Annotated in this window: 11 protein-coding genes; 3 read left to right on the top strand and 8 right to left on the bottom strand. The window is 45.6% G+C overall.

Annotated features, from left to right (window positions below):
• Nucleotides 1-130: 130 nt before the first annotated feature.
• Nucleotides 131-2,896: a DNA polymerase I gene (gene polA / locus CIK99_RS11715; RefSeq protein WP_094381681.1), complete on the bottom strand. Its 2,766-nt coding sequence runs from the start codon at nucleotides 2,894-2,896 to the stop codon at nucleotides 131-133.
• Between the two features lie 84 nt (nucleotides 2,897-2,980).
• Here polA and CIK99_RS11710 point away from each other — a divergent pair, with 84 nt between their 5' ends.
• Entirely contained in the window at nucleotides 2,981-3,958 is a 978-nt protein-coding gene (locus tag CIK99_RS11710; RefSeq protein ID WP_094381680.1) for a polyprenyl synthetase family protein, read from the top strand.
• Between the two features lie 330 nt (nucleotides 3,959-4,288).
• On the opposite strand, the gene CIK99_RS15940 is transcribed toward CIK99_RS11710, so the two are convergent.
• The 7 genes from CIK99_RS15940 to mnmG all read right to left on the bottom strand — a co-directional run bounded on the left by CIK99_RS15940 (nucleotide 4,289) and on the right by mnmG (nucleotide 11,040).
• On the bottom strand, nucleotides 4,289-4,411 hold the full coding sequence (locus CIK99_RS15940; RefSeq protein ID WP_256387405.1) for a hypothetical protein: 123 nt from the start codon (nucleotides 4,409-4,411) through the stop codon (nucleotides 4,289-4,291).
• Between the two features lie 137 nt (nucleotides 4,412-4,548).
• Nucleotides 4,549-5,481, bottom strand: coding sequence for a deoxyribose-phosphate aldolase (deoC, locus tag CIK99_RS11705; RefSeq protein WP_094381679.1), 933 nt, complete (start codon nucleotides 5,479-5,481; stop codon nucleotides 4,549-4,551).
• Nucleotides 5,482-5,531: 50 nt separating this feature from the next.
• Nucleotides 5,532-5,864, bottom strand: a complete 333-nt coding sequence (locus CIK99_RS11700) for a nucleotide pyrophosphohydrolase (protein ID WP_094381689.1) — start codon at nucleotides 5,862-5,864, stop codon at nucleotides 5,532-5,534.
• A 27-nt stretch (nucleotides 5,865-5,891) separates the two neighbouring features.
• Nucleotides 5,892-6,344, bottom strand: coding sequence for a D-aminoacyl-tRNA deacylase (dtd, locus tag CIK99_RS11695; protein ID WP_094381678.1), 453 nt, complete (start codon nucleotides 6,342-6,344; stop codon nucleotides 5,892-5,894).
• Nucleotides 6,345-6,637: 293 nt separating this feature from the next.
• On the bottom strand, nucleotides 6,638-8,479 hold the full coding sequence (gene uvrC / locus CIK99_RS11690; protein WP_094381677.1) for an excinuclease ABC subunit UvrC: 1,842 nt from the start codon (nucleotides 8,477-8,479) through the stop codon (nucleotides 6,638-6,640).
• A gap of 28 nt (nucleotides 8,480-8,507) precedes the next feature.
• Entirely contained in the window at nucleotides 8,508-9,038 is a 531-nt protein-coding gene (locus CIK99_RS11685; RefSeq protein WP_094381676.1) for an adenine phosphoribosyltransferase, read from the bottom strand.
• A gap of 106 nt (nucleotides 9,039-9,144) precedes the next feature.
• On the bottom strand, nucleotides 9,145-11,040 hold the full coding sequence (mnmG, locus tag CIK99_RS11680; protein ID WP_094381675.1) for a tRNA uridine-5-carboxymethylaminomethyl(34) synthesis enzyme MnmG: 1,896 nt from the start codon (nucleotides 11,038-11,040) through the stop codon (nucleotides 9,145-9,147).
• Nucleotides 11,041-11,313: 273 nt separating this feature from the next.
• Here mnmG and CIK99_RS11675 point away from each other — a divergent pair, with 273 nt between their 5' ends.
• Complete coding sequence (locus tag CIK99_RS11675; protein WP_094381674.1) at nucleotides 11,314-11,997, top strand: succinate dehydrogenase/fumarate reductase cytochrome b subunit; 684 nt, start codon at nucleotides 11,314-11,316, stop codon at nucleotides 11,995-11,997.
• Between the two features lie 47 nt (nucleotides 11,998-12,044).
• Complete coding sequence (locus CIK99_RS11670; RefSeq protein ID WP_094381673.1) at nucleotides 12,045-14,027, top strand: fumarate reductase/succinate dehydrogenase flavoprotein subunit; 1,983 nt, start codon at nucleotides 12,045-12,047, stop codon at nucleotides 14,025-14,027.
• The last annotated feature ends 5 nt before the right edge of the window (nucleotides 14,028-14,032 follow it).

The raw sequence follows: 14,032 nt of genomic DNA, 5'->3' as shown, positions 1-14,032 counted from the left end.
GATTTTTTTTTATAATTATATTCTATATTATATATATATTAAATATAGACCTGTTTTTTGAGTGGGTGATATGCAGAAAAATGCCTGTCACGCTTGTCACGCTGTCACGCTTGTCATGCTTTATAAGTTATCAATGCGCTTCAAGCCAGTTGTTTCCCCAACCGCAGTCTGCCACGAGCGGCACTTGCATAGGGAAGGCGTTTTGCATTTCTTCAAGCACTATTTGTTCCACCTTTTCCTTCTCGTCGGGATAGACACTGAAGTTTAGTTCGTCGTGAACTTGAAGTATCATCTTCGAGCGAATGTCCTCTTCGCGGAATCGGTTGTAAATCCTTATCATTGCCACCTTGATGATGTCGGCGGCAGTTCCCTGGATGGGAGCGTTTATGGCGTTTCGCTCGGCAAATCCACGCACGGTGGAGTTGGCAGAGTTGATGTCCGCGAGATAACGGCGGCGATGGAATTGAGTCTCCACATATCCTTGGTTTCGAGCCTGTTCCTTAGCCTTTTCCATATATTCTTTCACCTTCGGGAATGTCTCGAAATATCCATCTATCAGCATCTTAGCCTCGTCGCGGCTGATTTCCAGTCGTTCGGCAAGACCGAAAACAGTAATGCCATAGATGATTCCGAAGTTGGCTCGCTTTGCCTTTGTACGCTGGTCGCGAGAGACGTTTTCCATCTCTTCTTTGTATATTTTTGCTGCTGTGGCAGCATGAATGTCATGACCTTCACGGAAAGCCTCAATCATGTTTTCGTCGCCGCTGAGATGTGCCATCACTCTAAGTTCAATCTGACTGTAGTCAGCCGAAAAGAACAGGCAACCGGGCTCAGGAATGAAAGCCTTGCGTATTTCCTTGCCTTCTTCTCCTCGTACAGGAATGTTCTGCAGGTTCGGGTCGCTCGACGAGAGACGGCCAGTAGCCGTGTTGGCTTGGTTGAAAGAAGTGTGTATGTGGCCTGTTCGGGCATTTATTAGTTTCGGCAGAGCGTCGATATATGTGCCAAGTAGCTTTTTCAGTCCTCGGTGTTCGAGTATTGCCTCCACTATCTTGTGCTTTCCCTTTAGCGACTGCAGCACCTCTTCGTTGGTTACATACTGTCCGGTTTTTGTCTTCTTTGCCTTTTCCACAATCTTGAGTTTGTCAAACAGTACCTCGCCCACTTGTCTTGGCGACGCGATGTTGAAAGGAGCTCCTGCTAACTCATATATCTCCTTCTCCACCTCTTCCATTCGCTTTGTCAGCACGTTTGATGTTTCGGCGAGCGACTGTGTGTCGATAGTCACTCCGTTCATCTCCATTTCCGCCAAAACTGGTATGAGAGGCATTTCGATGTTGTAGAACAGATCTTCTACTGCTTTTTCCTTCAGTATGGGTTCGAGCTTGTTTTTCAGCTTCAGAGTCACGTCGGCATCTTCCGCGGCATATTCATACACTTCTATAGGTTTCAGGTCGCGCATGCTTTTTTGGTTTTTGCCTTTAGGGCCTATAAGCTCGTCGATGTGGATGGTCTTGTATTTTAGATATACTTCGGCGAGGTAGTCCATGTTGTGGCGAAGCTCAGGCTCGATGACGTAGTGGGCGAGCATCGTGTCGAACATCTTGCCGGCAAGTCTCACGCCATAGTTCATCAGCACCTCATAGTCGTACTTGATGTTTTGTCCCACCTTGAGGATTTTCTCGTTCTCATACACTGGACGGAACAAATCCACAATTTTTCTTGCCTCGTCTTGGTCGGAAGGCACCGGAACGTAAAAAGCCTCGTTTTCCTTCACCGAAAAGCTCAATCCCACGAGTTCAGCGTCTATAGCATTGACTGAAGTGGTCTCTGTGTCTAAACTGACAATTTCATTTGTTAAGAAATAGTCACATAGACGACGCATATCGTCCACGTTGTCAACGAGTTTATAGTCGTGTGACACCGATTTAAGGCTCTCAAAACTCGAATATTTTTGTTCTTCTTGCCCGTCGCTCGGAAAATCTGCAAAGAGATCAAGCTCAATATTAGCTTTTTTAACAGATGGTTTATCTTTTTTAAGAATCTTGTTTGCAAACGACTTAAACTCCAGTTCTTCGAATATTTTTAGCAGTTTGTCGTTGTCGGGTTCTGCCACTTCGAGTGCTTTTAAGTCGAGCTCTACGGGAACGTCGGTTTTGATGGTGGCAAGATAGCGCGACATGATGATCAGCTCCTTGTTTTCCTCCACCTTCTTCTTCTGAGCACCTTTGAGTTTGTCGGTATTGTCGAGTAGGGTAGTGATAGAGCCAAACTCGTTGATGAGTTTGACAGCTGTCTTCTCGCCAACGCCAGGGCAGCCAGGGATATTGTCTGACGAGTCGCCCATCAGACCCAAGAGGTCGATCACCTGGCTCGTATTCTCAATACCATATTTCTCTACCACCTCTTTCGGTCCCATCACCTCATATCCGCCACTATGTCGTGGTCGGTACATAAACACATTCTCCTTCACCAGTTGACCGTAGTCTTTGTCGGGAGTGAGCATATAGGTCTCAATACCTTGCTCGCCTGCCTTGGTGGCCAATGTGCCGATGACGTCGTCAGCCTCAAATCCCTCCACTTCGAGCACAGGAATGTGGTAAGCCTCCAAGATGCTCTTGATAATAGGTACTGAAGCCTTGATATCCTCAGGACAAGCTTCACGTTGGGCCTTGTACTCAGGATATTCTATATGTCGGAATGTGGGGCCTGAAGGGTCGAAAGCCACGCCGAGATGTGTCGGCCGCTCCTTTGTCATCACCTCGTTGAGCGTGTTGACGAAGCCTCTGACGGCCGACGTATTTTGTCCCTTTGAGTTAATCATCGGGTTCTTGATAAATGCGTAATAAGCGCGATAAATGAGCGCATAAGCGTCCAAAAGAAACAATTTATTCATAATTCTACATATTTTGTGCGTAAAATTACTAAAAAATTCTCAACTTAGCAATTTTTTCACTACTTTTGTATCAAATTTTTGAGAATGGAACATTTATCACTCATAAAACGCCCCATCGAAGGCGATTTACGCGAGTTTATTTCGTTGTTTAATGACTCGCTCTCACATACCGACGGACTCCTCTCCAGTGTGCTTGATCACATCAAGAGTAGGGGAGGGAAACGTATGCGTCCAATATTGATTTTGCTCATTGCCAAAAACTATGGTAGTGTCAGTTCCGTAACTCTTCATTCTGCAGTAGGACTTGAACTTCTCCACACTGCAAGTCTTGTCCACGATGATGTCGTTGATGAAAGTAAGGAACGACGTGGTCAGGCTTCGGTCAATGCCGAGTATAATAATAAGGTAGCAGTGCTGGTAGGCGACTATGTTCTTTCTACCGCCTTGCTGAATGTATCTCTGACCAACAACCAACGCATCATCCAGTCGCTTGCAGAGTTGGGCCGTACGTTGTCTAACGGAGAGATTCTCCAGTTATCCAACATACAGAATACCAACTTCTCTGAAGAAGTGTATTATGAGGTGATAAAGATGAAGACGGCTGCCCTGTTTGAGGCTTGCTGCGAGATAGGAGCAATGTCTGCTAACGCCACAGACGAAGAGTTGGAAAAGGCACGACTGTTTGGACAGAACCTCGGCATTATCTTCCAGATTCGTGATGATATATTCGACTACTATGATTCGACGGAGATTGGTAAACCAACAGGCAACGACATGGCTGAAGGCAAGCTCACTCTGCCAGTGCTTTACGCTCTTAACACCGTTGATAATCCTGAGATGAAGGAGATTGCCATAAAGGTGAAAAATGGCTCCGTGTCGCAGGAAGAGATTTCACGTCTCGTTGATTTCACAAAGAATAATGGAGGCATAGAATATGCTGAACGGAAGATGCTTGAATTGCGCCAGAAATGCATGGAATTTATTGATTCTGAATCTGTTAGTGAGGAAATACGCACATCGCTCACAGCTTATATTGACTATGTGATTCAACGTAACAAATAGTAATAGAAAAGCGGGAGATTGTTACTTTCTCCCGCTTTTTTCTTGTTTACATTAGCTCTTTTCAATACCCTTTATATAAATCCAATGTTTATATAAAGCGGTTATCAATATCCTATTTATGTAAGAGCACGATTATTGGTTGCTTAGAATTTTTTTTACCACCACATACCTCTTCGATCTGATTCTCGTCCAATTTCTGTTTTTTGTTCTCTTCCATAATTTTAATTTTTAGAATTATACATAAATTTGATTTTGCTGCTGCAAATATACTACAAATAAATCATGTCATATACATGCGATACATGAGCAATTCTTTTATTATTATACCTTTTAATTGTATTTACGTCTAAGCTCCCTCTCCGACTCTCTTAGCAGTTTTTGGTCTAAACGACCGCCATTAACCTCGTCGAGTTGCTCATCTGCTAACGGATTTGTTTTTTTGTTCTCTTCCATAATTTTAAAATTTTAAAAGTTATACATGTTTTTGTTTTCTGCTGCAAAGGTAATGCAAATAAATGAAATTGGTCAGCCATAACGGGAAAATATTTTCCAATTGTGAGCCAAAATGAGGAAAAAATTTATTTTCTGGTTCAGAAGAACTTCGTTTCCTCGCCTACAACTTCGCTCAATAGTAGGTTGGCAAGACGGCTGGTGCCTAAGCGCAGCCATTCGTTAGTGAGCCATTTCTCGCCCAGGACCTCTTTTACTATCGTGTAGTAGATTAGTGCGTCCATGACGGAGTTAAGGCCGCCAGCAGGCTTAAAACCAATCTGTATGCCCGTCTCGTCGTAGTATTCCTTAATGGCCTGACACATCACGTATGCAGCCTCAGGCGTAGCAGCTGGTTCGAGCTTGCCTGTAGATGTCTTTATATAGTCTGCTCCCGCATACATGGCGAGGATCGAAGCCTTCTTGATGTTCTCGGCAGTCTTGAGGCATCCTGTCTCAAGTATCACCTTCATCTTATGCTCTCCGCAGACAGCCTTCAGCTCGTTTATTTCGTCAGCCACACCCTCGTAGTCGCCACTCAGGAACTTGCCTACAGGCATGACAATATCTATCTCTGTGGCGCCGTCTTTAATAGCCAATGCTGTCTCTGCCACCTTCACCTCAATAAGAGCCTGTGACGATGGGAAACTGCCACTGACGCATGCTATTTCCACGCCGTCGATCTCCAACGATTCGCTCACTGTCTTGGCAAAACATGGATAGACGCAAATTGTTGCCACGTGAGGTAAATCGGGATAGGTCTCGTCAAACTTATTAACCCTCTCTGTGAATGCCAATACGCTATCCTCAGAATCGGTTGTCTTCAATGTAGTAAGTTCAACACTTCCCATAAGGAATTTCTTCACTTCAAGAGTGTCGTTTTCGTGCACTTTTTCTGCAATAATCTTCCTTACAGCATTGCGCACTTCCTCGTCAGAGATGTTGGTGCGATACTTACTTAATGCCTGCTCATAGATGCTGAGAGGTCTTTCTTCATGGTCATGATGATGACCGCAGTTGCATTGTTCCGACATAATATTTATTTTAATTCTTAATTTTAATACTCAATTTTAATACTCAATTTTTATTTCTTATTTTTTAATTTTTCATTCCTCAAATGTCTCTCTTTGTCTCGTGATGTTTTCTTGTCTATGTTTTTTCTTAATGCTTCTGTGAGGTCAACGCCTGTTTGGTTTGCTATGCACATTAGCACCCAAAGCACGTCGGCCATCTCGTCTCCAAGGTCATGTTTTTCGCCTTCCTTAAAGCTTTGGTCGCCATATTGTCGTGCCATTATCCTCGCCATCTCGCCCACTTCTTCCGTGAGCACAGCCATGTTTGTGAGCTCAGAGAAATAGCGCACACCGTATGTCTTTATCCAGTCGTCAACTGTCTTCTGCGCTTCCCTTATCGTTATTTCTTCCATATTACTTTTACTCGTCAACTATTCTTTATTTTTCGTGTCCATACAAATGGTCACAGGCCCATCGTTTATTAGTTCTACCTTCATGTCAGCCCCGAATTCTCCAGTGCCAACAGGTTTTCCTAATGCTTCGCTCAGACGAGTGCAAAAACTCTCGTATAAAGGCACTGAAATCTCGTGTCTTGCTGCCCTTAGCCACGAGGGTCGATTGCCCTTCTTGTAGCTTGCAAATAGCGTGAATTGACTTATGACGAGTATGTTGCCGTCAACATCCATTATCGAACGGTTCATAACGCCATTCTCGTCGTCAAAAACACGAAGTCCTATTACCTTTCTCACGAGCCATTCCACGTCCTCCTCGGTGTCTTCTTCACACACACCAATAAGGATCAGATAACCCTTTTCTATAGCCGATTTTACAGTTCCTTCTATGGTCACCGACGCTCGGCTAACGCGTTGTATCACTATTCTCATTATTTCTCAATTTTTATATTTTGGGAGTTCAAGGAGTTCAAGGAGTTCAAGGAGTTCAAGGAGTTTAAAGGAGTTCAAGACAATAGTCTTTTCGTTTCCTTTAGGGAGTTTTCTCGGCTTAGTCATTTGTCTTTAACTTCCTTAACTTCCTTAACTTCCTTAACTTCCTTAACTTCCTTAACTTCCTTAACTTCTTTAACTTCTTTAACTTCCTTAACTTCCTTAACTTCCCCCTATTTAATATTTGATTTACAGTTTTCTGACTGCAAATTTACGTCAAATATTTGATATATTCAAGAGTTTACCACTTTTTTATTCTCAAAATATTCCATTATCAGCTTCGCCTTGCTTTCTCCAACGGCTTTGCCGAGCTCTTCAAGACTTGCTTCCCTGATGTTTTTCACACTTTTGAATAGCTTTAAAAGCGTTTCTTTTGTCTTTGGACCAATACCTTTTATGTCGTCCAACTCAGAATGCAGAGCAGCCTTAGAACGCTTGTCACGATGGAATGTGATGGCAAACCTGTGAACCTCGTCCTGTATTCTTGTTAATACATGAAAGAGCTCGCTGTCTGTCTTTATACCTATAGTCACGGCCGGGAAGCCATAGAGTAATTCGTTAGTGCGGTGACGACTGTCCTTTGCCAGTCCGGCGATAGGAATATTGAGTTTCAGTTCGTCTTCTATCACCTCTCTAACCACCTCCATCTGTCCTTTTCCTCCGTCGGTGATAATCAGGTCAGGCATACGCTCGTTCTCGTCTCTCAGACGTTCGTATCGCCTTCTCACAACTTCTTTCATCGAAGCGTAATCGTCTGGTCCTACCACGCTTTTTATGTTATATTTTCTATAGTCGTTTTTGCTTGGTTTCATCTTCTTAAACACCACGCAAGCCGCTACCGCGTTTGTGCCACTGATGTTTGAGTTGTCGAAACATTCTATCTGGTATGGCAATCGTGGGAGTTTCAGTAGCTGTTGCAGTTCAGTCATCAGACGCACTGATTTCTGCTCTGGATTTAGCTTCTCTTTCTGTTTCAGACGGTCGAATTTATACTGCTTGCCGTTCATTATCGAGAGGTCGAGAAGTGTCTTTTTGTCGCCTCTTTGAGGCACGGTTATCGTCACGCCTTCCAGTTCTATATCCAACGCCATGGGCAGTATGATCTCCTTAGAGTGGCTCTTAAAGCGTTCTCTCATCTCTGCTATGCCGAGCGATAATAGTTCCTCGTCTGTTTCTTCCAACTTTTTCTTGTATTCGAACGTGAACGACTGGTTGATACACCCATTGCTGACATGTATGTAGTTGATGAAAGCTGTAGCTCCGTCGTTTGTTATCGACATCACGTCCACGTTGTCTATAGTATGGCTTACGACTTCGCTTTTTGCGCAGAAACCAAGTATCAACTCGTATTTCTTCTTGATGGCTTCAGCCTCTTCAAACTTCAAGTCTTCAGCTAATGCCATCATCTCTTCGCGCATCTGCCTGAGAATACCTCTGGTGTTTCCTTTAAGTATCTCCTTTGCCTGATTTATGTTTTTTATATAGTCCTCGTGGCTCTGTTTTCCAATGCACGGACCTCCACATTTCTTTATATGATAGTCAAGACATACTTTGTATTTCCCCCTTTCAATCTCATCCATTTTCAGCGGTTGCTGGCATGTTCGTGGATGATATAAGTCTTTTATTAGGTCCAAGACAGCATACATTGAAGGAACGTGAGAATATGGTCCGAAATAAGTTCCCCATTTCTTGTTTATTTGTCTTGTTTTGAATATGCGTGGGAAATATTCGTTGGTGATACAGATGCTTGGGTAAGTCTTGCCGTCTTTCAGCAATACGTTATATTTCGGGTTGTATTTCTTTATTAGGCTGTTTTCAAGCAAGAGAGCGTCTTCTTCAGTATTAACCACAGTATATGTGAGATTCTCGATCTTACTCACGAGAACCTTAGTCTTATATCGGTCAACTTCGCTATGGAAATAAGACGAAACCCTGCTTTTAAGCCTTTTCGCCTTACCTACATAAATAATAGTCCCGTCCTTATCGTAAAATTGGTAGCTGCCCGGTTTCTCGGGCATGCTACCAACTATCTGCTTCAGCCTTTCAAGCCTTTTCTCGTTTTCTTCTTTCGTCATACTGTCTTTGTGGTTTCACGTGAAACTGCTACACATCCAACAAGGTTGTTATCTCTGTTTCTTTGTCGAAAAGATCGCGTCCATGAAGCCCCTCGTCCTTTATTTCAATGATAAAGTTGACGTATATGTTTTTGGGGTTGAAACGTTTTACAAGGTTGTATGCAGCCTTCATCGTTCCGCCTGTTGCAAGAAGGTCGTCGTGCAGCAATACAACGTCGTTCTCTTCTATCGCGTCCTTATGAATCTCGATGGTATCTGTCCCATATTCCTTGCTGTAACTTTCTTGAACGGTCTCTGCTGGTAGTTTACCTGGCTTGCGACAGAGTACAACACCAGCACCTAATTTTATAGCTAAGGCTGATGCCATCACAAAACCACGGCTTTCAATGCCCACGATTTTTGTTATGCCTTTGTCCTTGTAAAGCTCATACATTTCTTCGAGCATTATCTCCATGCACTTCGGGTTTTTGAACAGTGTGGTTACATCTCTAAAATTAATTCCTTTCTGTGGAAAATCTGGAATGCATCGCAGATTCTCTACCAATGTTTTGTTGTTCATACTCAATTAATTATTATGTTATTGTTCACTTTAATGTTTCACGTGGAACATATACTTGTTTCACGACACCTGCGTGTGCTGTAGGTAGTCGCGATGATGCCCTGATTTACCTTCCCATCAATACCAACATGACGTTGATATCGCTTGGCGAAACGCCTGGTATTCTGCTCGCTTGTGCAAGTGTCTCAGGATTGATAGCTTCGAGCTTTTGTCTTGCTTCCGTAGATAATTGCGTGAGCTCTGAGTATTTAAAATGTCCACGTATCTTTATGTCTTCAAGTCGGCGCATCTTTTCTGCCACCATTTTCTCCCGTTCAATATATCCTTTATATTTCATCTTTATCTCTGCCGCTTCAGCTATTTCTTCGTTTCTATTGGGCAGACGATCGATAGCCTCGCGGAGAGATGGGATAATATTGCCGATGGCCTCGAAGTTTAGTTGCGGACGGCTTACAAGATCTGCTATCTTACAACCTTCGCGGAGTGGGGTAGTGCCTAATGCCTCAAGTGCCGGGTTGATGTCTTCCTTGCGGACGTGAGTGTTTTTACAGAAACTTATGATTTCTTCGATACCATCCTTTTTCTGCATCCACCACTGATACCGTTCATTTGTGGCGAGTCCAAGTTCGAAGGCTTTCTTTGTCAGTCGGGCGTCGGCATCGTCTTGTCTGAGCAGTATGCGATATTCAGCTCTTGAGGTAAACATTCGATATGGTTCGTCAACCCCTTTGGTGACGAGGTCGTCAATCAGCACTCCTATATAGGCTTCGTCGCGGCCGAGGGTGAACGTCTTCTTGTCGCCTTCTGTCGAACCAGCCATCAGTGCGGCATTGATTCCTGCAATGGTACCTTGACCGCCGGCTTCCTCATATCCTGTGGTTCCGTTCACTTGTCCTGCAAAGAATAGTCCGCTGACGATTTTCGATTCTAATGTGTGTTCAAGTTGTGTGGGATCGAAGAAGTCGTATTCAATGGCGTATCCTGGTCTATATACCTTTACATTCCTTAGGGCAGGGATTTTTCTTAGCGCTTCAATCTGCACCTCCATTGGCAGCGATGACGAGAATCCGTTAAGATACATCTCGTTGGTTGTCTCGCCTTCAGGTTCAAGAAATAGCGGATGCTGTTCTTTGTCGGGGAACGTCACTAACTTAGTTTCTATCGACGGACAGTATCTTGGCCCGATGCTATGTATCTGTCCGTTGTAAAGGGGCGAGTCGGCAAGTCCGCCCCGCAAGGTGTCGTGAACGTCTTTGTTTGTGTAACATGTCCAGCAAGGCAGTTGTCGCAAAACACGCTTGTCTGACATAAAGCTAAACTGGTGGAAGTCTTGTTCGCCGTCTTGTATCTCCATCATCGAGAAGTCAACGCTTCTTCTGTCTATTCTCACGGGAGTGCCCGTCTTCATGCGGTTGCTCTTTATTCCGTGACGGGTGATGCTCTCGGTGAACCGCTCAACAGCAGGCTCCGCTATTCGGCCACCGGCAATCATCTTTCGGCCTATGTGAAGAAGTCCGTTGAGGAATGTGCCCGCCGTCACTATCAAGCAGCGAGCCATAATATCAACGCCCCAGATGGTCCTCACTCCTTTCACGGTTTTCTTCCCGCCGTACTCTTCCACGAGGAGTTCCTCCACTTGGTCTTGCCAAAGGTCGAGATTGTCGGTAGTGTCGAGTATCTCGCGCCACTTCCATATAAACTTCTCCCTGTCACATTGAGCTCTCGGGCTCCATACGGCGGGACCCTTGCTGCGGTTGAGCATGCGGAACTGTATGGCGGTGGCATCAGTCACCTTGCCCATCTGTCCGCCCAGCGCGTCAATCTCGCGCACTATCTGACCTTTTGCAATACCTCCCACTGCAGGATTGCAGCTCATCTGTGCGATCTTGTTCATGTCCATAGTGACGAGACAAGTCTTCGCCCCCATGTTGGCAGCGGCAGTGGCTGCCTCACAACCAGCGTGGCCGGCACCGACCACAATAACGTCATAATAAAGTGTCATTGACCAATGTATGAATTATGCCCAAAAAGCCAATAAAATGGCGTCTGCGGGCGTGTTTTACTCAAAATCGCCACAAAATTAAGAATAAAATTTGATTTTTGCCTCAATATTCTTTGAATTATCATATTTTTATATTAATTTTGCGGTCTAAAACAAGGTATTGCTACTAATAATGTGGTATGATGCCCATTAGAAAGAGCATTTGCCTTCATGTGTTCATGGTCAGAATAATAATTTTAGTTCAAACATTTAAATAATTAAATTCAATCATTTATGTGGTTATGTAATTCATCTATTGGTAGGAAAGTTGTAATGTCCGTTACTGGAGTTGCGCTCATCCTGTTCTTGACCTTCCATGGTTGCATGAACTTGGTAGCGCTGTTCTCTGAAGAGGGTTACAACATGATTTGTGAATTTCTTGGTGCCAACTGGTACGCTGTAGTCGCTACTATGGGGCTTGGTGCCTTGACAGTCGTTCACATTGTTTATGCGTTTATGCTGACTGCCCAGAACCGTACGGCTCGCGGTACTCAGCGTTACGAAGTGACAGAGCGCAACCCCAAGGTGGAGTGGGCTTCGCAGAACATGCTCGTTCTCGGCATCATCGTCATCCTCGGCCTGCTGCTCCACTTCTGGAACTTCTGGTACAACATGATGTTTGCCGAACTCTCTGGCATTGCCACGCCGCATGATCCAGCTGACGGCTTCGCTTACATCGTTGACACCTTTGAAAACCCCGTCTTTGTAGTTCTCTACATCGTTTGGCTGGTGGCCATCTGGTTCCACCTCTCTCATGGTTTCTGGAGCGCAATGCACACGTTAGGCTTCAGTGGTAAGGTATGGTTCAACCGTTGGAAGACCATCGGTATCGCTTACACCACCATCCTTATGTTGGCATTCCTCGTAGTGGTTTTGGCTTTCGCCTTCAAGTTGGCTCCAAGCCTTTGCTGCTGCTAATACATTTATAACTTAAAGGTACATCATAGTTTATTTTAAAGACAATTATGGCTAAGATATTAGATTCAAGAATTCCTGAAGGCCCAGTGGCTGAGAAATGGACCAACTATAAAGCTCACCAGCGCCTGGTGAACCCAAAGAACAAGCTCAAGCTCGACGTTATCGTTGTTGGTACAGGTCTTGCCGGCGCCAGTGCTGCTGCCAGCCTTGGCGAGATGGGTTTCACCGTATATAACTTCTGTATCCAAGACTCTCCACGTCGCGCTCACTCTATTGCCGCACAGGGAGGTATCAATGCTGCCAAGAACTATCAGAACGACGGCGACTCTGTTTATCGCCTGTTCTACGATACAGTAAAGGGTGGCGACTATCGTGCCCGTGAGGCTAACGTTTATCGTCTGGCAGAGGTGTCTAACGACATCATCGACCAGTGTGTTGCCCAGGGCGTGCCTTTCGCCCGCGAGTACGGCGGTATGCTTGCCAACCGTTCGTTCGGTGGAGCTCAGGTGTCACGTACATTCTATGCTAAGGGCCAGACTGGTCAGCAGCTGCTGCTCGGTGCTTACTCTGCACTCAGCTGCCAGGTAAAAGCCGGTCGAGTAAAGCTCTATACACGCTACGAGATGGAGGATGTGGTTATCGTTGACGGCCGCGCTCGCGGTATCATCGCCAAGAACCTCGTCACAGGTCAGCTCGAGCGTTTCTCTGCCAATGCCGTAGTCATTGCTACCGGCGGTTATGGCAACACCTACTTCCTTTCTACCAACGCTATGGGTTGTAACTGTACAGCTGCCGTTCAGTGCTACCGCAAGGGCGCTATGTTCGCCAACCCATCTTACGTTCAGATCCACCCGACATGTATCCCTGTTCACGGCGACAAGCAGTCGAAGCTCACACTTATGTCTGAGTCTCTGCGTAACGACGGCCGTATCTGGGTGCCAAAGAAGATTGAGGATGCTAAGGCTCTGCAGGCTGGTACAAAGAAGGGTAGCGACATTCCAGAGGAAGACCGCGACTACTATCTCGAGCGTCGCTATCCAGCCTTCGGTAACCTCGTTCCTCGTGACGTGGCTTCACGCGCTGCCAAGGAGCGTTGCGACAAGGGCTTCGGCGTAAACAACACAGGTCTTGCCGTGTTCCTCGACTTCTCTGAGTCTATCGAGCGTCTCGGTATCGACGTTGTCCGCCAGCGTTATGGCAACCTCTTCGACATGTATGAGGAGATCACCGACGTCAATCCAGGCGAACTCGCAAACGAGATCAATGGTGTGAAGTACTACAACCCAATGATGATCTTCCCGGCTGTTCACTACACCATGGGTGGTATATGGGTTGACTATGAACTGATGACCACCATCACTGGTCTCTTCGCTATCGGCGAGTGTAACTTCTCTGACCATGGTGCTAACCGTCTCGGTGCTTCTGCCCTCATGCAGGGTCTTGCTGACGGTTACTTCGTTCTTCCTTACACCATCCAGAACTATCTTGCTGACCAGGCTATCTGGCCTAAGGTTCCAACAGACCGTCCTGAGTTCGACGAGGCTGAGAAGGGCGTGCAGAAGGAAATCGACCGCCTGATGGGCATCCAGGGCAAGCGCTCTGTCGATTCTATCCACAAGGAGCTTGGCCACATCATGTGGGAGCATGTAGGTATGGGTCGTACAGCAGAAGGCCTGAAGGAAGGTCTTGAGCTCATCAAGAAGATCCGTAAGGAGTTCAATACCAACCTCTTCATTCCTGGATCAAAGGAAGGTCTGAACATCGAGCTCGACAAGGCTATCCACCTCCGCGACTTCATCCTTATGGGCGAGCTTGTGGCTTACGACGCTCTCTCTCGCAACGAGTCTTGCGGTGGTCACTTCCGCGAAGAGTATCAGACTGAGGAAGGTGAGGCAAAGCGCGACGACGAGAACTTCTTCTATGTAGGTTGCTGGGAGTATCAGGGCAGCGACGACAAGGCTCCTGAGCTCACAAAAGAGCCACTTGAGTACGAAGCTATCAAGGTTCAGACACGTAACTACAAGAATTAATAACA

It is taken from the genome of Prevotella sp. P5-92, from assembly GCF_002251245.1.
Lineage (GTDB): Bacteria > Bacteroidota > Bacteroidia > Bacteroidales > Bacteroidaceae > Prevotella.
This window is presented reverse-complemented; position numbering and strand designations above follow the sequence as displayed.

What these genes read in the sequence shown, in the direction of transcription:
- polA (WP_094381681.1), bottom strand. Translation starts at nt 2,896, where the DNA reads ATGAATAAATTGTTTCTTTTGGACGCTTATGCGCTCATTTATCGCGCT.
- CIK99_RS11710 (WP_094381680.1), top strand. Translation starts at nt 2,981, where the DNA reads ATGGAACATTTATCACTCATAAAACGCCCCATCGAAGGCGATTTACGC.
- CIK99_RS15940 (WP_256387405.1), bottom strand. Translation starts at nt 4,411, where the DNA reads ATGGAAGAGAACAAAAAAACAAATCCGTTAGCAGATGAGCAACTCGAC.
- deoC (WP_094381679.1), bottom strand. Translation starts at nt 5,481, where the DNA reads ATGTCGGAACAATGCAACTGCGGTCATCATCATGACCATGAAGAAAGA.
- dtd (WP_094381678.1), bottom strand. Translation starts at nt 6,344, where the DNA reads ATGAGAATAGTGATACAACGCGTTAGCCGAGCGTCGGTGACCATAGAA.
- uvrC (WP_094381677.1), bottom strand. Translation starts at nt 8,479, where the DNA reads ATGACGAAAGAAGAAAACGAGAAAAGGCTTGAAAGGCTGAAGCAGATA.
- CIK99_RS11685 (WP_094381676.1), bottom strand. Translation starts at nt 9,038, where the DNA reads ATGAACAACAAAACATTGGTAGAGAATCTGCGATGCATTCCAGATTTT.
- mnmG (WP_094381675.1), bottom strand. Translation starts at nt 11,040, where the DNA reads ATGACACTTTATTATGACGTTATTGTGGTCGGTGCCGGCCACGCTGGT.
- CIK99_RS11675 (WP_094381674.1), top strand. Translation starts at nt 11,314, where the DNA reads ATGTGGTTATGTAATTCATCTATTGGTAGGAAAGTTGTAATGTCCGTT.
- CIK99_RS11670 (WP_094381673.1), top strand. Translation starts at nt 12,045, where the DNA reads ATGGCTAAGATATTAGATTCAAGAATTCCTGAAGGCCCAGTGGCTGAG.